Origin of the sequence: Arsukibacterium sp. UBA3155, from assembly GCA_002364615.1 — a bacterium.
In the GTDB taxonomy this organism is placed as follows: Bacteria; Pseudomonadota; Gammaproteobacteria; order Enterobacterales; family Alteromonadaceae; genus Alishewanella.
Map to the genome: position 1 here is coordinate 1 of DEYP01000002.1, position 18,146 is coordinate 18,146.

The window sequence follows — 18,146 nt, forward strand, 5'->3', positions numbered from 1 at the left end:
AGCAAATATTATCGCCAGCAAAAAGCGCTGGCTGCGACGTCAACCCGCTGCGCGGCTTTCCGCGCTAAGTTTGGGCGTTATAAGCCTTTTAAGGATTGAGTATGTTTGGAATTTTTGAGAGCAAGCCTATTCTGTCTGTCGAGGATACAGAATTCCAAATCGCTACTTTCAAGTGGTTACTGAAACATTTTGGTGGGGATGATTTCTATCAAGATTCAACACTGGTTCTTCCTACTAAAAATTTCTTTCCTTCAAAGGTTGATAACATCGAGCACGCTGCAAATGAAACATTTTTGGCCGTGAAAAAGTACGCAGGAATGGAGGGTTGGCCATGCAAATTAGAAGCGCAAGAGGACGACATTGACGTAAGGGTATCTCCAACTATCGCAATTCAGAATGCCCCGCAAAACCCACTTGGAACTTTTGAAGTTAAAGAAAGCGAAGAGGTTGTTATAACCTATAGCCCGGCAGCAGTTCAAAAACCCGTTGAACTTGTGGCTACATTTGCACATGAACTTGCTCACTATTTAACTGCCACCTGTATCGAAGAGCCCCCTGGTGGATGGGATAACTGGGAATTTGCTACTGACATTACGGCTACTTTTCTAGGCTTTGGCATCTTCATGGCCAATTCTGCATTTAATTTTCGGCAATTTTCGGAAATTGACTCTCAAGGTTGGAGTTACAGTAGGAATGGGTATTTGACGGAAACGGAACATGTGTATGCGTTGGCTATTTTTTTATGCCTGAAGAATATACCTTTCGATACAGCTGCACATCATTTAAAGCCATCACTGCGCAAAATTTTAAAAAAATCCTTAAAAGAATTATCGAAATCAGGATGTATCGAAGAGTTGTTGGCAATCAAGTACGTGCCATCGGCTTATAACAAGTTAAGTCAGCAGGACGCCGCAAACGGCGCCTCTGCTTAAAGCGATATGCTAAAAGTCAAATTGGAGTTTTAATGTTTAAGCGGGCGTTTAACCTTAACCTTATTATCTTCTCAATAATCTCATTATTGTGTGCACTTGGGGCTGAACTGTATTTTCAGGTGAGACTTGATTCAACATTTTGGCTATATGCTAATGAGAAAGGAGAATTAGCTAGTTTCATTTTGGCTTTGTTTAATCCTTGGCTGGGCTTTCCATTTGCCTTGCTCGCGACTTATTTAAAATTCAAAAAGGATTCAAATAAAATTGGCTCATAACAAACTGCTTAATTTCGTTCCGGCCACAAACAACGTGGCCTCCACTGGACTGCCTACGCTGCGCTGCGGCAGTTATGTCCCTGTGCAATGCTCAAATTATCATACAGAGTGACGGGTGTTGGGAGCACTGTTCAAAAAAAACGCAAAATCGCGCGGAAGCGAACATATGAAAGCACTGAATATTAGAAAGTACGGGTCACCTGATTTTTTAGAGATTCAAGATGTTGAAAAACCAAAACCAGTGGGTGATCAGGTACTGATTAAAGTAAAAGCTGTCTCGGTCAACGACTGGGATTGTGGTTTGCTGCACGGTTCGCCATTTGTACCAAATCGCTTTATAGGTGGGCTGTTTAAACCGCGCATCATCATGGGCACAGACATTGCTGGAGTAGTTGAAGCTGTTGGCAGTGCAGTCAGCTCATACAAGCCTGGTGACGAAGTGTACGGTGATCTATCTGGTTCCGGGTTCGGAGGATTTGCAGAGTATGTATGTGTACCAGAAGGTGCCGTAAAATTTAAATCTCCAAGTATGAGTTTTGAACAAGCAGCCTCCATCCCTCATGCGGGAATGCTTGCGTTCCAAGGAGTGACCGCGGGTGGTCAACCCAAACTTGGACAGAAAGTTCTGATAAACGGCGCTGGGGGTGGAGTAGGTAGTATCGCCATTCAACTCCTGAAGCTTCATGATATAGAGGTGACTGGCGTCGATAGCGCAGCAAAACTGGACGCGATGCGACTGTGGGGATTCGACCATGTGATCGACTATCAAGCTGAGGATTTTACACGCAATGGCCGGTGTTATGACTTGATTATCGATGTCAAGACCGATCGGAACCCAGCGGACTACGAGCGTGCTCTGAACACTGATGGTATATATGCGACCGTAGGTGGAAAAGTATCCAGGTTGCTGAAGATTGCCCTCTCAGGCGTACGCATAAACCGTGCGCGAGACAAGAAGCTTCGGGTTATAGGGCTTCAGGCCAATCGCGATCTGGCCTACTTTAACGAACTGTTCGAAGCCGGCAAGTTCAAACCGGTGATTGATACGGTGTTTGAATTCACAACCAATGGTGTCCGCAATGCATTTCATCATTTTGAGGCAGCTGCCCACAAAGGAAAGATTGTTGTTCGCACATAACTATCTATTGCACGCGACCAGCTGCGCTGGCACGTGAATAAGGGTATTAGCTTTTCAGGGAGCAATGAGTAAATGGATAACTTTTCGTTTCTAAACGCACAATTTTTTGTGTTCGTTGTAATAGTTGCACTGCTTGTCATACAAATGTTTGCGCTCAAGAAAGGATATTTTGTAAAGGTAGAATACTCAAAGCCACGTAAACTTTTCTGGGCAGTTTTTATTTCATCTATTTTCGCCGTAAATAGTATTGTCTTTGGCAATATGTATTTCTTGCTATTAGCTGTGGTGCTTGGTGTATATCTATATTTTTTCAAACAATATTATGCATTTAAACGCAATCAAAGCTAACAATACGTATTACTCGCGGCCTGTAGCCGCTTAGACGCCAACCCACTGCACTGCTTGTCGACGGTGTGCTTTGAGCGTCATGTGAATAGGAAGTTTCAATGGACAAGGTAGTCAAAACTCGTTTTGAAGAGTATCCCGAAAACGTTCGCCCTCGGCTGGAACAGTTAAGAAATTTAATTCTCAAGCTTTCATCTGACTTAGATTTAGGTAAAGTCGAAGAATCGTTGAAGTGGGGCGAGCCGAGTTATAGCGTCAAAACGGGTAGCCCTATCCGAATTGATTGGAAATTTAAGTCGCCAGATAACTATTTTCTGTTTTTCAATTGCAAAACTAAGTTAGTCGACACGTTTAGAGAATTACACAATAGTACGCTGGAGTTTCAAGGCAATAGGGCAATCGTATTAAGCGTATGTAACCCTTTGCCTGAGGCAGCAATTAAGCACTGTGTAGAGCTTGCCTTAACTTATCAACAGCGCAAACATTTGCCACTTTTAGGCGCTTGATCGGCAAGGTTATGCCGTAGAAGCTGTGCGTGCCATCATTGGTGCTTTATGTTATCAGCATTATTTATTTCACAGTACACGGCAAGGAAAAGCAGATGTCAGGGCCAGCGAAAAACGGTGTTCTAATCTACTGTGGCGATTTGTGCAACTTATCAGAGTTTTATGAAAACCTTTTAATTCATGGACGGGACCTTTCTATCGGCTATTGCAGATAATTATGTCAGCCCCGGGAAAAGATTGATGTCATTTTTACGTATTTTAGGCTTAACGTCGCTGAGCATGGCGGCATTTGCTGGCAATTCATTGCTGTGTCGGGCTGCCTTGCTTCATACCAGCATTGATGCGGCCAGTTTCACCAGCATTCGATTAATCTCCGGTGCAATAGTACTTGTGCTACTCATCCGCTGCCGGCAGGGGGCGCCTGTCATTGCGGGTAACTGGCTGTCGGCCATGGCGTTATTTGTTTATGCCGCCGGCTTTTCTTTAGCTTACATTAGTTTGTCTGCTGCTACCGGTGCCTTGCTACTTTTTGGTGCTGTGCAGGCGACCATGATTGGTTATGGCATTTATGCTGGAGAGCGTGTTCGCAAATGGCAGCTTGCCGGGCTTTTACTGGCACTCGGGGGGCTATTAGTGATGCTGCTGCCGGGGCTTTCGGCACCGCCGCTGCAAGGCGCTATACTGATGTTAAGTGCGGGGGTAGCCTGGGGCATTTATTCTCTTTGTGGCAAAGGCGCGGGCGATCCTACCGGGGTAACCACGGGGAATTTTCTGCGTGCGGTTCCTATCACCTTAGCCATGAGCCTGCTCACTTTAAATTCGATAACACTTGATATGGCAGGTTTTGGCTATGCCGTTGCCTCGGGCGCCTTAATGTCCGGGTTGGGGTACGCCATCTGGTACAGGGTGCTACCAGCGCTGCGGGCAACCAGCGCTGCAACGGTGCAGCTTAGCGTACCGGTGATTGCAGCCCTGGGCGGTATTATTATCTTAAATGAGCCAGTTACCGTACGTCTGCTCGTTGCTAGTGTGGCTATACTTGGCGGCATTGCACTGGTTATGAACAAGGAAAAACCCGGTGAAACGTGAGCAAATAATACTGGTCTATGATGAAGAGTGTCCGGCGTGTCATGCTTATTGTCAGGTGGTGAATATACGGCGAAGTGTGGGCGATTTGATACTCGTTAATGCCCGGGAAGAGAGTGACATTATGGAAGAAATTACCGCTAAGGGCTTGGATGTTGACCAGGGAATGGTGCTGAAAATAGGCGAACAACTCTACTTTGGTGCCGATGCCATTCATGCTCTGGCGTTAATTGGCAGCCGATACGGCATACTTAACCGAATAAACTACTGGCTTTTCAAATCAAAAACCGTGTCTGGGGTGCTTTATCCCGTTCTGCGATGCTTTCGCAACCTTTTATTAAAGATATTAGGAAAAAAAAAGGTTAATAATTTAAGATTGTCCGGTAACGACAAATTTTAAGCAGGTATTTTTTGCCCGGGCACGTGACAGGGCAAAGATATCGCTAAATAAAAGTGGGCAATCTCATTAAACAAAAGGATGAACACTTTATGTTTACCATTAACACACTCAGAATAATTGGACCGGTATTATTACTGGTAGCTGCTGGCTGGCATAGTACTGTTTATAGTACTGTTGATAGTGCTGTCGATAGCGCTGTGCATAGTTCTGAACCTGGCAATGCTGCACCGGCTTATCGCCACGCCGATGAACCGATTGGCACGGTGCGTCAGTTGTATGACGGCAAGCTTTACCCCGATATCCGGGTAAATACGTTTCGCAATATTGACCGGCTGTTTCCAACCCGCACCGTTGCGCGAGGTGAGACGGTAATCACGTTACCGTTAAGTCAGCAGCCGTTACAAGCCTTTAGCTACACGGTCGACAAGCAACAATACGATTTATATGATGTATTTTCGCTCAATGCCATCAGCGGCATGCTGATCATACACAACGGCGAAATACAGTTTGAAAAATATCAACTGGGCAATGATGAGCATACCCGCTGGATGTCGATGTCAGTGGTAAAGTCTATTACGGCAACACTGATTGGCGCAGCAATCCAGGATGGCGCCATTAACAGTATCGATGATCCGATAGTTAATTATTTACCGCGCTTTAAAGGCACCGCTTACGATGGCGTAACGGTAAAACATTTACTGCAAATGAGCTCGGGTGTGGCCTGGAACGAAACCTATACGGATCCGACATCTGACAGACGACGCATGCTTGAAGCACAAATTAGTCAGCAACCCGGTGCCGTACTCGATCTGATGGCGACACTGCCGCGGGCTGCAGAGCCAGGTAGCCGCTGGAATTACAGCACCGGCGAAACGCAGTTGGCCGGGGCGCTGGTACGGGCGGCGACCGGCAAACCCGTTGCCGATTATCTGTCAGAAAAAATCTGGTCGAAGGGCATGGAAGCCGACGCGAACTGGTGGCTGCAATCAACCGATGGCCTTGAGGTTGGAGGCAGCGGTTTGTCGGCAACCTTACGTGATTACGGTCGTTTTGGCTTGTTTCTGCTAAACGATGGGGTAATAAATGACGAACGGGTGCTGCCACAAGGTTGGATAAAGACGGCCAGTACCCGTCAGGTTATTGCAGGTGAGCAGGTTAATTATGGCTACATGTTATGGCCAATGCATGGCAATAGTTATGCTGCAGAGGGTATTTTCGGCCAGTATATCTTTGTTGATCCCGATACCAGCCTGGTGGTGGTAATGTGGAGTGCCCAGTCTAAACCCCTATACAGAGCCGGGCTGGATGAATATACCTTTTTAAAGGCACTGTCTGATTTTTACCGCAGTAAGTAGGGAAAAAAACCACGTATGATCCCTCACTTTATTGCGTTACAGCAGAAATAGACCATTGATGCGTCAGGTCATTAGCCTATTGCCAGGCTTGCAGCAGCATCCAGCTGCCGGCTGCAATCATAAAAAGATTTTCAGTTAAGGACACAAAGCCCAGTGGCACTTTACTGTTACCGCCTACACAGGCACATTTTAGTTCCCGTTTTTCAATGTATACCGCTTTAAATACTGAAATGCCGCCGATAATGCCGATAAACAGTGCCACCGGCGCGACGATAAACGCAGATAAACCAGCCAGCATACCAATACCCGCATACGCTTCAGCAAAGGGATAGATATACGCATAACGCACCCAGCGCTGAGCCAGTAAATCGTAGCCTAAAAATTGATTACTGAACGCTTCCACGTCTTGTAATTTCTGCAGTGCCAGCAAAGCCATGCTGAAGGCGACAAAGTTTTCGAGCGTGCTTATCGACCAAATTTCAGCGCCGGCTGCAACGTTCAGCGCGAAGGCCATTAACAGTGCGATGGCGAAAATAGCAATCACCGGCCGGTAGGCTGCGGCAAAGCCATTACCGGGTTTGGTTTTATCAAAATAATCCAGCAACTGCTCGTAGCCGCCAATCCGTTTATCATCAATAAAGGTTTGTGGTGTGGTTTTAACCTGATACTGCTGTTTAAACTCTTCAATTTGCTGTCGGTTACTAAGGTGGTTATCGGTGACGTCATAACCCTGTCGCTGTAACAGCGCTTTTGATTTCATGCCAAATGGACAGGTGTGTTCGGGGGTTAGCATCCGATAAAGCGTTGCTTCTTTTATTTTTGCTTTTGTTGCCATAGTACCTCCATCTTTGTTTGATGATTTTAGTAGCTGGCGAGCCATTTGCAACCAAAGGGGGAAGCCATCGCTGCTATTGCGTCGATGGCGCAGGGCAGGCTAAACTTAGCTATGACTAAATCAGTAGCCACGATTATTCCCACCAGCACGGTAACGCCGGCAACAGTAAGTTGCGCGAATTGTCAGGCATGTTGTTGCCGCTTAGAAGTGATGATAATTTCTGATACCGGGGTGCCGGATTACCACATATCGACGGATCAGTGGGGTGGTGAAACCATGTTAAGGCTGGCCGATGGCTGGTGTTCTGCGTTAGATCGTGACACCTATCGCTGCACGATATATGACCAGCGGCCCTGGGTTTGCCGCGAGTTTGCCATGGGTTCAGACGATTGCCTGACAGAGCGGGCGGAATTTAATGTTGGCGGTTCGCTTTAACAACGCGGCGGTACTGGTTGGCTTTTTTTGGAACCAACATTGCAAAATAAGCATTTTCTGTTTAGATTGGTTGGCATAATTAGCAACAGATGGCAGGGAATAACAATGAAAAAATGGTTAGGTGCCGCGGTGGCCGCGTTAATAGTAACTTTACCGGTTAAGGCAGAGACGCAGGATTATAAGCTGATAACCGTTGCCGGTTACCTGAATTTTTATCTGTTGAATATCAATGCGTGTCAGGACTTTCATCCAGAGGCGCGTCAGGCTGCTTACGATGCGGAACAAAAGCTGTACCCGTGGCTGGAAAAATTACACAGCAAACTCGGTGATGGTAAGCAGGTTTCGGAAATTGTACTGAAGCGCCGGGCGATGCTGAATTCGCAAATTGGTGAAGGCGATTTTACCCTGGACCACTGCCAGGCAATTATTAAAATATTAAATGAAGATGGTTTAGATAAAACCTTACTGGCAAATCTGGACTAACACTGGTGTAAGCGGCTACTATTGCCGGCTTAACAATAAGACCAACACTGCCGGCAATTAGCCGGCAGTGTTGTTTTGGCAGGATAATTCAGGAGCTGCGTTTGCCCCCGGCGTTGTTACGACTTCATCAGGCTGCCCTAACGATTGATGGCCAATCTATAGTGGCGCCACTTAGCTTCAGCGCAAATAAAGGTGATTTTATTGGCATTATCGGCCCCAATGGGGCCGGTAAAAGTAGCCTGCTGAAACTGATTAATGGCACGCAGCCTTTAAGCTCGGGTGATATCGTGCTGCAACAACGCTCGCTGGCGAAATTAAACTCCCGCCAGCGAGCCTGCAAAATTGCCAGTGTCAGCCAGGTTAGTCCGCCGGTGTTTGCGTTAACGGTGTATCAGGTGGCGGCGATGGGCTTATTACCGCACAAGGGCTGGTTTGACGGTAACACCAGCGAAGATGAACAACAGATAGCGCTGGCTTTACAGCAACTGGGGTTACAACATAAGGCACAGGCGCTGGTGGAAACCCTGTCTGGTGGTGAATTGCAACGGCTCTATCTGGCCAGGGCATTAGTGCAGCAAGCTGAGCTATTGCTGCTGGATGAGCCAACTAATCATCTTGATGTGTTGTATCAGCATCAGATTTTGCAGCTGAGCCGGGGGCTGGGCAAAACAGTGTTGGCCTGTTTGCACGATTTAAATTTAGCCGCGCGCTATTGTAACAAAATAGCCTTGTTACATCAGGGACGGTTGCTGGCGTTTGGCAGCCCGGCCGAGGTATTAACGACGGCGCAGCTTAGCCAGGTTTTTCAGCTGCCGTGTGAAGTCAGCGTGCACCCGGTGCATGGCAAACTACAAATCACCTTTTTTGCCAGCGGGAGCGGGCTATGAAACAGCCGCTTGTACTGGGGTTAATGCTGCTGGCGTTGCTGTTAAGCGCTGTGCTGAGTTTAACGATTGGCACGGCCAGTTTAACTATTGCCGAGGTATGGCAGGCACTGCTGGGCAGCCAGCAAAATCCGCTTGCCAGTACCATTGTCTGGCAGGTGCGATTGCCGCGGCTATTGTGTGCCATGTTAGTGGGGGCCGGGCTGGCGATAGCTGGCGCGGTACTGCAAAATGCCAGCCGTAACCCGCTGGCAGATCCTTATTTGTTTGGCTTAATGGCCGGCGCCGGCCTGGGGGCCAGCATTGCCAGTATTCTACTGCCACCCCATGTGTTAAGCCTGGCTTTAGCGGCCTTTCTGGGGGCACTATTTGCCGTAGCGCTGGTGTTTCTGGTGTGTATGGGCCGGCAATGGCGAAAAATAGAAATGACGTTACTGGCTGGGGTGGCGGTGTCGTTTATGCTAAGTGCGATAAGTAGCTTTATTTTGTACTTTGCAGAGCCTTTTGCCGCCAACAAAGTCATTTTCTGGCTGATGGGGAGTTTAAGCCGGACCGACTGGGGCAGTGTTGGCTTAATAGCGCCAGCGGTCAGCGTCTTGTTGCTGGTTGCACTGATGCTGCGCCGTCAGTTGGATGCCTTGCTGCTCAGTGACGAAAGTGCTCAGACGCTTGGCGTTAACCCAACCCGGCTGCGCGTGATATTGTTGCTGCTGACCGCTCTGGTAACGGCCTGTATTGTGGCACAGTGCGGGGGCATTGCTTTTGTTGGTTTAATGATCCCGCACCTGGTGCGTTATTTTGTCGGGGTGACGGCGATACCCTTGTTGCTGGGCTGCACGGTGTTTGGTGCCTTGTTTCTGGTCTGGATTGACAACCTGGCCCGTAGTGCCTTGCTAAGCCAGGAGATCCCATTGGGTATTATTACCTCGGTACTTGGCAGTCTATTTTTTCTGGTGATTATGCGCCAACGCAGGAGTACAGCATAGCGATGTCTGATGATAACTTTATTGAAAAGGATACGTCCGCTACCGACGCGGCGGATGAACAAAACCGGCAACAACGGCACAAATTGCGCCAGCAAAAGCTGCAGCAACAGGTGCAGCAAGGTATTGATAAAGCAACGGCTGAAAAAGGTTTGCTGCTGGTTATTACCGGCAATGGTAAAGGCAAATCTACTTCAGGCTTTGGTACTGTTGCCCGGGCTGTTGGTCATGGTTTAACCGCAGCTGTGGTCCAGTTTATTAAAGGTAGCTGGGAGTGCGGCGAGCGCAATTTGCTGGCGCAACATCAGGTAGAATTTGCGGTAATGGCAACCGGTTTTACCTGGGATACACAGGATAAAGCGGCTGATATTGCTGCCGCAGAAAAAGTCTGGCAGCGCGCTGAGCAAATGCTGGCCGATCCGGCCATTGATTTGGTATTGCTGGACGAGCTGACCTACATGGTCAGTTATCATTATATTGAGTTGGAGCGGATTGTCTGTGCGCTGCAAAACCGCCCGGCGGCGCAGCATGTGGTCATTACCGGCCGCTCCTGTCATCGCACGTTAGTTGAGATGGCCGACACGGTCAGTGAAGTGCAGGTGGTGAAACACGCGTTTGATGCCGGCATTAAAGCACAGCGGGGCCTGGATTGGTGAAAAGTCGATTTGTGAAGAGTCAACGGGTGAAGACCCGTTGTGTTTTCTCAGTATGGTATCTGTTGCTATGTTTTGGTCAGCCAGCGTTAGCTGCAGAGTCGGCCACACCCCAACCGCAAGCTGAACCAAAGCAACGGATTATCGCGCTGGCACCGCATATTACCGAGCTGCTGTATGCTATTGGTGCCGGCGGGCAACTGGTTGGGGTGAGTGCGTTTAGCGATTATCCACAAGCGGCGAAAGCCTTACCGCAGGTGGCGAATTATGCCGGAGTAAACCTTGAAGCTATTTTAGCGTTACAGCCCGATCTGGTCATTGCCTGGAAAACCGGCAATGTGGCAGCGGATATCAGCCGTTTACAACAGTTTGGTATTAATGTGGTGTACTCCGATCCTATTCAGATCGGTGATATCGCCAATGAGCTTCGCTATCTGGGCGATGTTACGGGTCACCGGCAACAGGCAGAGGCAGTAGCAACAGAGTTTGAACGGCAACTGGCTGATCTGAAAACCGAATATAGCAATAAGCCCCGGCTAAAGGTATTTTTCAGTATGGGTACCGAACCGCTTACTTCTGTAGCCAATCAGGCCTGGCCAGCGCAAGCTATGGCGCTGTGCGCCACGGACAATATCATTGCCAGTGCCAGCAACGATTATCCTCAGCCCGGCTTAGAGCAGGTATTGCAGGCCCGGCCGCAGGTGATTATTCAGGCTACGGCGGGTGCTACGCCCGCAGATATTGGTTTCTGGCAGGCTTATCCGGTGATCCCGGCCGTCGCGCTGGGCCAATTTATCACCGTCGATGCCGACTTACTGTATCGGACCAGTCCGCGCACCTTGACCGGTATCCGGCAATTATGTCAGGGCCTTGATAGTTACCGTTAGCCACGGCAGTATTATCAACATAGTGCCTGGCTGCTAGCTGTTAATACTACTCATCAGGGTGTTGGCCCGGCGCATTAACCGCTCAGCATTTCGCACCTGATTGGTTTTTAACAGCTCACCCGATAATGTCAGGTATTTGTCAGCCAATTGCCGTTTTAAACCCTTAATTAAGCTGAAATCTGCCGGTAACTGAGCACTGTAATGCTGATACTGTTCAAACACACTGTCAGTGTCCCGAGCTGAACGACTGAGGTTTAGCTCTTCGCTAAGCCGTGCAAAGGTTTGCTGATAAAACACCGCGGCTTCCTGATGAGGGAAGGGCAGCGGCGTGGCAGTATCTTTGGCCGTGTGATAGGCCGCCATCGCCGCGACGGCGCTTTGCAGCTGTTCGCTATGGCTTAGTAAATCACGGGTTTGCTCACTGTCAGCAAAAATATGTTTACCGGCATTAATTAACGCATGCAGCACCGGCGCATTATGCTCTTGGCTGGCCTTGGCAAAGGCAGTTTGATAAGCACTGATTTCAGCGTCGTCCGGCACCACAATATAGTGCTGATCTATCCGCTTCATCTCTTTAAGAATAGTATAAATATCGGTGTCATCGACTGTTGTCTGGTATTGCTGATTAACGAGCAGGCTACGCAGTTGGTTGCGCAGGACATCAAGCGCCGTTTGCTTGCTACGATGCATATTACTGGCGATACCCGCCAAATAATGCGAGTCGGGATATAAGCGGCTGGCCTGATTTAGCAATTGTTCAATCTGCGGATAATCCGGATAGTTAAAGCGCCGATCACTAATCACTTGATCAATTTGCTGTTCAAAGTACGCCAGCAGCTTGTCGGATTGTAAACGCAATAAACCAGAGCGTATCAGAGGATCAGTGTTTTCAAGCGCTGAGAATGTGCTCAGAAACTCCGGGGCAGCAGTGCTAGCCAGCGCAAGGTAATGATCGTGCTGCTGTTGTTGCTTGGCCTGCTGTTGTTGCAGTGCCAGCAGCTGTTGCTGCTGCTGACTGTGTAACTGCCATAAGCTGGTGGCAGCCAACAATGCGACACCAGCTGCGGTTGCTGCTGGCCAGTAGCGCCGGTTCAGCCCCTCTAATACTCTGCTAACACTGGTTTGGCGGCTATTTCTGTCAAAACGCAGCGCGCGTTTTAACGCCAGCCACTGCCATGGATTGAGATGAGCGGGTTTGTCAGGCTGTTTTTGTTGCTTGGCAGCTTTATCCGCCGGGATCCTGTCAAAAGGGTGCTTACTGGTTAACAGCTCATAGCTGATGCAGCCGAATGAAAAGGTATCATCACTTACTGAGGGGGCGTTGCCTGCGAGCAAATCGGTACTGGCGTAGGCAGGAGTATAGCCGCTTAATGCAGCCGCCGGGTTATGCTGCTCAGCGGCATAAATATCATGATTAAGTTGCAGGGTATGGGCGACACCAAAATCCAGCACCTTTAACTGGCCACTGCGGTTAACCATAATGTTGGCCGGTTTTAAATCTGCATGGACGATACCTTTACTGTGCGCATAATTTAGGGCCGAACCTAATTGGTCCAGTAGTTTAATTGCGGCACGCAGGGGGAGTCCTTTTGGCTTATAGCGTTTTATTACCTGGTCCAGACTTTCGCCATCCAGATATTCCATCACGATAAAGTAACAGTTCTGTTCACAGTCAACATCAAACACATTGACAATATTAGGATGGGACAACTGCTGGGTTTTGTGGGCTTCCTGTAGCAACAGCTGCAGTGCTTCTGGCTGGCTGACAAACTGTGGTTGCAACACTTTTATCGCTACCTGAGCTTCTGCAACGCCAGCCTCGGCTAAAAAAGTATCCCGGGCACGGTAGATGTCACTCATCCCGCCAGAACCAATTTTTGATTCCAGTAAATAGCGTTGTTTGATTGTTTTACCGCTTAAGTCACTTCCCGGTGCTGTTGTCGCAGGGGGGCGGCGGGCAAAGCGGGTTTTCTCGTTATCTGCTGCGAACGTGTCATCTGCAGCAAGTGTTGTATCAGGTTGAGTGGTCTTGTCAGCGTTATCAGCCATTGTTTAGTTACCTTACTCGTTAATCTGCTGCGGTTGTGTGACGCATCAGTATTACTGCACCCCCCACCTTTTTACATAAACGTGACAAATAGTTATAAATGCTGAATAAAAACCTCAGCCTTCTACGATGTTAAGTACCGTCACGTTGTTTAATGCCTTGCCATTTTAGCTTTAGATGAAAAAACATCAAGTTAAATTGCAATAATGTAAACAAGATATATATTGACTTGGTTTCTTTTTGGTTCTAACCTTTGCGCCTGCAACATTTGGTAAAATTAATGTGTATTAAATGGGTGCTTTCGGCAGGGAGTGTTAAGTGGGTCAGACGGATAGGTTACTCGAGCTGTCGGTGTTAAGTTATCACCGGTTGTCACCACGTCAGGTGGCATTAAAACGTTTTGACGGTAATGGTGGCACGCTGGGCCGGGCAGAACATGCTGACTGGCATCTGCCGGATCCAGAGCGGGTGGTATCCAGCATTCATGGTCAAATTGGATACCAGAGCGGTAGTTTCTGGATCACGGATCTTTCAACCAATGGTCTATTTGTTAATCGTGCTGTTGCGCCACTTGGCAACGGTCAGAAACATTTACTGACCGACGGTGATTTATTGTGTCTGGGTGACTATGAAATTAACGTTGCCATTATATCCGCTCCCAGCCACGCCGAAACGGGCGCAGCGAGTTTGCCACAGAGCATGCCGGCGAGCTCGCCTGGTCCGGGTCTGAAAGTCAGTGACTTTGCTGCTGCGCATTTTCAGACTACTACACAAAATAATACACAAATTACCTCTGAGAGTTCCCATTACCAGCAAACCGACGGCTATCAGCAGACTGATGCGCTGGCCAGTAACGATATGCTGGATGAAAGTTTTAGCCCGCCACAGAGTATTATTCCCGACGACTGGCAACCACAGTGGCAACAGACTCCCTTACCCGACGAACCACTGCAGCTGGCAACCAACCATGTCAGCTCGCAGGCTTCGGCAATGCCGGGTGCAGGAGGTGCTAGGGCTGCAGGAGGTACTGCGGCTGCAGCAGATGTGGGCGCTGAACAGGCGAATGCCGGGCAATGTTTACAGGCCTTTCTCAGTGCACTTAACGTTGCTACGCCGCCAGCACAGCAGCTGCAAAACCCCGCCTGGTGGGGGCAGCTAGGTGAGGCGTTGCAGGCATCGTTGCAAGGCATGATTGATGTTATGCGTTCCCGCTCAGAGTTAAAAAACACCTTACGGGTTAACCAGACTACGTTTGGGCAGCGGGAAAATAATCCGCTGAAATTTTCTGCCAATGTCACTGAAGCTTTTCATAACTTATTTAATCATAACGCCAGCAGCTTTATGGCACCGCAACAAGCGGTAAAAGCGGCTTTTGCCGATATCAGTGAGCACGAAGCGGCAATTATTGCCGGCGCCGCTGGCGCAATGCAGGGGCTGCTTGCGCAACTGACACCGCAATTGATAGCACAGCGGGATTTTGGCGCCGGCTTTATCGATAAGGTAAACCCTGCGAAACGTTACAGTCGTTACTGGAGGCTGTATCAGGCGCTGCATCAGGAGCTGCTTGCTGAAGTGGGTCGCACTGCCAAAGGTGGGGTAAACGATGATTTTATCCGTGCTTATGAAAACTACTTAACAAAACAAAAATGATAGATCAACGGAGTTGTCAATTATGAAACGGATCACCCTGCTGGTGATAGTCATGCTATCTGTGCTCTTTATAACGGGTTGTCAGGCTGTCTATTCCACTTTTCCACCTTCTACCACGCTGCATTTTAGGGTGGCTCAGGACATAAACCCGGATGCGGATCAGCGTCCATCGCCGGTAATTGTGCGGGTGTATGAACTGGCGTCAAAAACCGTATTTGAAAATCAGGATTTTTTTGCGCTGTACGATAATCCTGAACAAACGCTACGTACCGATTTACTTAAAATAGATGAGCTGGTGTTTGAACCCGGGCAGCGCACCGAATACAAAATGGCCTTGCTACCCACTACCAAAGCAGTTGCTGTGATTGCCGCATACCGGGATATTGAAGGTGCCCGCTGGCGTGCAGTAGTAGATGTTAAACCAACAGGTTATGACGATTTTTATGTCTACGTGGACAAGCTTGCCGTGTATATCCGTGAACATGATCTAGAGCGGCCCAGCCGTTAACGGCGGCAGTCTGCCCGGAGTAGAATGTAAATGAGTGAATTCAGTAAAATTGCCTGGTCAGAAGGGATGTTTTTACGGCCGCAACACTTTCAACAGCAAGAGCGCCATCTGCATTATAGCCAACAAAGCCGCCAGGCGCAGTTAGCGCCCTTTAGCTGGGGCGTCTACGATTATCAGCTGGACAGCCAGTGTTTAAAGTTCAGTCAGTTTGGCTTAAGCCGTCTGCGCGGTATCCTGCCAGATGGCACTTTACTGGAATTACCTGATATTGAGCCACTGCCGGCACCGCTTAGCATTGCCAGAGGGTGTCGCGACCAGCAGGTGTATCTTTGCCTGGCGGTTGATAAAGCGAATGGTTTAAATATTGCTGAGCAACACAGTGAACAGATAACCCGCTTTCATTTTGCTGATCATACCCTGACCGACACCAGCTTAGCCGAAGCGGCGGTTGAAACCTTGCAGTTAGCCAGGCTCAGCGTGTTGCTGAAACTGGAAAGTGACGATAGAAGTGGATTTATTGGCGTTGCCATTGGCCGGATCCGGGAAGTGACCGATCAGGGCGAAGTGAAGCTGGACGACAAGTTTATTCCGCCACTACTCAATGTGCAGCGCAATCCACCGCTAAAAGCATTGATAAATGAAACCCTGGGTATGCTTAACCAGCGCTCGCAGGCATTAAGCAGTCGGATCAGCAAAGGTCAGGGTACCAGTAGCTCTATTGCCGACTTTCTGATGTTACAGGTGCTGAACCGGTATGAGCCGCTGTTAAAGCACTGGCAGCAACTTGATGGCAGTAATCCGCTGGCTTTGTATCAGCTGATGGTCAGTATGCTCGGTGAACTTGCCACCTTTACCAGCAAAGAGAAAAGGCCGCCTGAGTTTCCGCCCTATATTCATCAGGATCTGACCGCCGTTTTTGGCAACTTAGCGGTGATTATGAATCAGACGCTCAGCGTGGTGTTGGAGCAAACTGCTCAGGCATTGCCATTAGAACAGGCCAAGTTCGGTGTTTTAGTCTCACCGCTAACCGACAAAACGCTGCTGGAATATGCCCAGTTTGTGTTGGCGGTCAACGCTGACTTACCTGCTGAAGACATCCGCAAGCATTTGCCGGCCAGACTTAAAATTGGTCCGGTCGAACATATCCGTGAATTGGTCAACAACCAACTTCCCGGCATACCGGTTACGGGCTTACCGGTTGCACCAAGGCAGGTGCCATATCATGCCGGTTATCACTACTTCCAGTTGGATAAAACCAGTATTTACTGGCAGCGACTGGCAAACAGTGGCGCACTGGCTTTGCATTTATCGGGGAATTACCCCGGCTTAAAGCTGGAACTCTGGGCGATTAAGGCCTGAAATATAGGGATAGAAGGCAATGTCTGATCAAACCATTATGAAACCCCGGCCAGGAGGTCGTGCGAAGCGACCAGAAATTACCTCTGCTGCTCCGGCAGAGCCCTTAGCATCGGGCGGGGCCGCCACAGCTGCCAGCGCCAGTGTTAATAATGACAAAACCCGGATTGCCACGGGCAATCGCAGCAATACGTCCGGTCAGGGGCCGCAAACGTTGTCGATCAGTGACAACGTGTTGGTTGATGAAGCCGCGATCTTATTTTCTTTGGTGGCACCGATACGCAGTACTGCCAGTCATCATGATGTTAATAGCTTAAAAAAGCAGTGTGTGAGTTTAATTAATCAATATGAGCAGCAGCTGCGTGCCAAAGGTGTTGTGGCAGAAGTGATTGAGCAGGCCCGTTATACCTTATGCTGCTTTATTGATGAGATTGTGCTCAACACCCGTTGGGGTGGCAATAGTGACTGGGCGACAGAGAGCCTGCTGTCAACATTTCATAATGAGACCTTTGGCGGAGAGTATTTCTTTACTCTGCTGGAGAGTGCAATAAACCAGCCTTCGCAAAACCTGACGTTACTGGAATTGCAGTATTTATGTCTGTCTTTTGGTTTCGTGGGCAAAATGCGGGTTGAAGAGCGCGGCTACGAAAAACTGGAGCTGATCAAGGATCGCGCCTACAAGGCGATTCGAAGCCAGCGTGGCGAGCCTGCCCGCGAGCTGTCGCCAAAATGGCGCAGTGATGTGGTGCAATCCGGAGCCCTGGAAAACCGCTTGCCGCTGTGGGTATTGTGCTCCGTTGTTGCCGCCTTATTGCTTGGCGTCTACATGTATCTTAATTACCAGGTTAATAATTACTCTGATCAGGTTCATCGTCAGTTAAATGCTTTGGTGAACTGGCAGCCTGATGTCGTGTCAGGCCAGAGTGGCAAACCCCATCAGGATGCGATCCGCTTACAACAACTGCTGCAAACCGAAATTCGGCGCGATATGTTACAGGTGATAGAGCTGCCTGATCGGGTGCGGATCCGGGTAGGGTTACATCATCTGTTCACCCCGGGTGGCGTCACCATTAATGAAAGCTTTATGCCGGTTATTACCAAAATAGCCAGGTCACTCGAAGGCGTTGAGGGTCGTATTCTGGTTACCGGTTTTACCGACGACTTACCCATTTTTACCAGTAAATATCCGTCCAACTGGCATCTGTCACTGGCCCGCGCTAATGCGATGGCGGACGCCCTGGCTTTTGGCGGCCAGTTACATGGTCGGTTATGGCCAGAAGGACGCGGTGAAGCTGATCCAATAGCGACCAACGATAGCGCCGCAAACCGGGCGCTGAACCGGCGGGTCGAAATAGATTTGTTAGCGCAGTAGCCAAGTGCAAAGGATT

The 18,146-nt window shown here is 48.9% G+C and carries 18 protein-coding genes; 16 read left to right on the forward strand and 2 right to left on the reverse strand.

Translation table 11 applies throughout. The features are described 5' to 3' along the window. Positions 1-101: 101 nt before the first annotated feature. The 6 genes from B2X65_RS00055 to B2X65_RS00080 all read left to right on the forward strand — a co-directional run bounded on the left by B2X65_RS00055 (position 102) and on the right by B2X65_RS00080 (position 6,037). Positions 102-932: a hypothetical protein gene (locus B2X65_RS00055; protein ID WP_290609666.1), complete on the forward strand. Its 831-nt coding sequence runs from the start codon at positions 102-104 to the stop codon at positions 930-932. 441 nt (positions 933-1,373) lie between these two features. Next, positions 1,374-2,345, forward strand: coding sequence for an NAD(P)-dependent alcohol dehydrogenase (locus tag B2X65_RS00060; protein WP_290609668.1), 972 nt, complete (start codon positions 1,374-1,376; stop codon positions 2,343-2,345). A 446-nt stretch (positions 2,346-2,791) separates the two neighbouring features. After that, positions 2,792-3,196 (forward strand): DUF1801 domain-containing protein, encoded by a 405-nt coding sequence (locus tag B2X65_RS00065; protein WP_290609669.1) that lies wholly within the window; start codon positions 2,792-2,794, stop codon positions 3,194-3,196. A gap of 240 nt (positions 3,197-3,436) precedes the next feature. Next, positions 3,437-4,285, forward strand: coding sequence for a DMT family transporter (locus B2X65_RS00070; RefSeq protein ID WP_290609671.1), 849 nt, complete (start codon positions 3,437-3,439; stop codon positions 4,283-4,285). After that, positions 4,275-4,682: a DCC1-like thiol-disulfide oxidoreductase family protein gene (locus B2X65_RS00075; RefSeq protein ID WP_290609672.1), complete on the forward strand. Its 408-nt coding sequence runs from the start codon at positions 4,275-4,277 to the stop codon at positions 4,680-4,682. Before B2X65_RS00070 ends, B2X65_RS00075 begins: the two co-directional genes overlap by 11 nt. Before the next feature lie 89 nt (positions 4,683-4,771). Further along, positions 4,772-6,037, forward strand: a complete 1,266-nt coding sequence (locus tag B2X65_RS00080; RefSeq protein ID WP_290609674.1) for a serine hydrolase domain-containing protein — start codon at positions 4,772-4,774, stop codon at positions 6,035-6,037. 76 nt (positions 6,038-6,113) lie between these two features. Here the strand turns inward: B2X65_RS00080 and B2X65_RS00085 are convergent, their stop codons facing one another. Continuing rightward, positions 6,114-6,872 (reverse strand): glutaredoxin, encoded by a 759-nt coding sequence (locus B2X65_RS00085; RefSeq protein WP_290609676.1) that lies wholly within the window; start codon positions 6,870-6,872, stop codon positions 6,114-6,116. Positions 6,873-6,983: 111 nt separating this feature from the next. Between B2X65_RS00085 and B2X65_RS00090 the strand changes: the two genes are divergently transcribed. From B2X65_RS00090 to B2X65_RS00115, 6 genes are all read left to right on the forward strand, one after another. Further along, complete coding sequence (locus tag B2X65_RS00090) at positions 6,984-7,307, forward strand: YkgJ family cysteine cluster protein (protein ID WP_290609677.1); 324 nt, start codon at positions 6,984-6,986, stop codon at positions 7,305-7,307. 105 nt (positions 7,308-7,412) lie between these two features. Beyond that, entirely contained in the window at positions 7,413-7,790 is a 378-nt protein-coding gene (locus B2X65_RS00095; RefSeq protein ID WP_290609679.1) for a hypothetical protein, read from the forward strand. A 101-nt stretch (positions 7,791-7,891) separates the two neighbouring features. Beyond that, positions 7,892-8,677 (forward strand): ABC transporter ATP-binding protein, encoded by a 786-nt coding sequence (locus B2X65_RS00100; RefSeq protein ID WP_290609681.1) that lies wholly within the window; start codon positions 7,892-7,894, stop codon positions 8,675-8,677. After that, positions 8,674-9,660, forward strand: a complete 987-nt coding sequence (locus B2X65_RS00105; protein ID WP_290609682.1) for a FecCD family ABC transporter permease — start codon at positions 8,674-8,676, stop codon at positions 9,658-9,660. The genes B2X65_RS00100 and B2X65_RS00105 overlap by 4 nt, the downstream gene beginning before the upstream one ends. A 2-nt stretch (positions 9,661-9,662) precedes the next feature. After that, a complete protein-coding gene (cobO, locus tag B2X65_RS00110) occupies positions 9,663-10,313 on the forward strand; it encodes a cob(I)yrinic acid a,c-diamide adenosyltransferase (RefSeq protein WP_290609684.1) in 651 nt (216 codons plus the stop codon). Between the two features lie 26 nt (positions 10,314-10,339). Then, positions 10,340-11,197 (forward strand): cobalamin-binding protein, encoded by an 858-nt coding sequence (locus B2X65_RS00115; RefSeq protein WP_290609686.1) that lies wholly within the window; start codon positions 10,340-10,342, stop codon positions 11,195-11,197. 33 nt (positions 11,198-11,230) lie between these two features. Here the strand turns inward: B2X65_RS00115 and B2X65_RS00120 are convergent, their stop codons facing one another. Continuing rightward, complete coding sequence (locus B2X65_RS00120; protein WP_290609687.1) at positions 11,231-13,246, reverse strand: serine/threonine-protein kinase; 2,016 nt, start codon at positions 13,244-13,246, stop codon at positions 11,231-11,233. Between the two features lie 316 nt (positions 13,247-13,562). Between B2X65_RS00120 and tagH the strand changes: the two genes are divergently transcribed. The 4 genes from tagH to icmH are packed head-to-tail and all read left to right on the forward strand — an operon-like array spanning position 13,563 to position 18,130. Next, positions 13,563-14,894 carry a type VI secretion system-associated FHA domain protein TagH gene (tagH, locus tag B2X65_RS00125; RefSeq protein WP_290609689.1) on the forward strand — a complete coding sequence of 444 codons (1,332 nt, stop codon included), beginning with the start codon at positions 13,563-13,565 and terminating at the stop codon, positions 14,892-14,894. A gap of 22 nt (positions 14,895-14,916) precedes the next feature. Next, positions 14,917-15,402: a type VI secretion system lipoprotein TssJ gene (tssJ, locus tag B2X65_RS00130; RefSeq protein ID WP_290609691.1), complete on the forward strand. Its 486-nt coding sequence runs from the start codon at positions 14,917-14,919 to the stop codon at positions 15,400-15,402. Between the two features lie 30 nt (positions 15,403-15,432). Further along, positions 15,433-16,761, forward strand: a complete 1,329-nt coding sequence (tssK, locus tag B2X65_RS00135) for a type VI secretion system baseplate subunit TssK (protein ID WP_290609693.1) — start codon at positions 15,433-15,435, stop codon at positions 16,759-16,761. A gap of 19 nt (positions 16,762-16,780) precedes the next feature. Further along, positions 16,781-18,130, forward strand: a complete 1,350-nt coding sequence (gene icmH / locus B2X65_RS00140) for a type IVB secretion system protein IcmH/DotU (protein WP_290609695.1) — start codon at positions 16,781-16,783, stop codon at positions 18,128-18,130. Positions 18,131-18,146 lie beyond the last annotated feature (16 nt).

What these genes read in the sequence shown, in the direction of transcription:
- B2X65_RS00055 (WP_290609666.1), top strand. Translation starts at nt 102, where the DNA reads ATGTTTGGAATTTTTGAGAGCAAGCCTATTCTGTCTGTCGAGGATACA.
- B2X65_RS00060 (WP_290609668.1), top strand. Translation starts at nt 1,374, where the DNA reads ATGAAAGCACTGAATATTAGAAAGTACGGGTCACCTGATTTTTTAGAG.
- B2X65_RS00065 (WP_290609669.1), top strand. Translation starts at nt 2,792, where the DNA reads ATGGACAAGGTAGTCAAAACTCGTTTTGAAGAGTATCCCGAAAACGTT.
- B2X65_RS00070 (WP_290609671.1), top strand. Translation starts at nt 3,437, where the DNA reads ATGTCATTTTTACGTATTTTAGGCTTAACGTCGCTGAGCATGGCGGCA.
- B2X65_RS00080 (WP_290609674.1), top strand. Translation starts at nt 4,772, where the DNA reads ATGTTTACCATTAACACACTCAGAATAATTGGACCGGTATTATTACTG.
- B2X65_RS00085 (WP_290609676.1), bottom strand. Translation starts at nt 6,872, where the DNA reads ATGGCAACAAAAGCAAAAATAAAAGAAGCAACGCTTTATCGGATGCTA.
- B2X65_RS00090 (WP_290609677.1), top strand. Translation starts at nt 6,984, where the DNA reads ATGACTAAATCAGTAGCCACGATTATTCCCACCAGCACGGTAACGCCG.
- B2X65_RS00095 (WP_290609679.1), top strand. Translation starts at nt 7,413, where the DNA reads ATGAAAAAATGGTTAGGTGCCGCGGTGGCCGCGTTAATAGTAACTTTA.
- B2X65_RS00105 (WP_290609682.1), top strand. Translation starts at nt 8,674, where the DNA reads ATGAAACAGCCGCTTGTACTGGGGTTAATGCTGCTGGCGTTGCTGTTA.
- cobO (WP_290609684.1), top strand. Translation starts at nt 9,663, where the DNA reads ATGTCTGATGATAACTTTATTGAAAAGGATACGTCCGCTACCGACGCG.
- B2X65_RS00120 (WP_290609687.1), bottom strand. Translation starts at nt 13,246, where the DNA reads ATGGCTGATAACGCTGACAAGACCACTCAACCTGATACAACACTTGCT.
- tssJ (WP_290609691.1), top strand. Translation starts at nt 14,917, where the DNA reads ATGAAACGGATCACCCTGCTGGTGATAGTCATGCTATCTGTGCTCTTT.
- tssK (WP_290609693.1), top strand. Translation starts at nt 15,433, where the DNA reads ATGAGTGAATTCAGTAAAATTGCCTGGTCAGAAGGGATGTTTTTACGG.
- icmH (WP_290609695.1), top strand. Translation starts at nt 16,781, where the DNA reads ATGTCTGATCAAACCATTATGAAACCCCGGCCAGGAGGTCGTGCGAAG.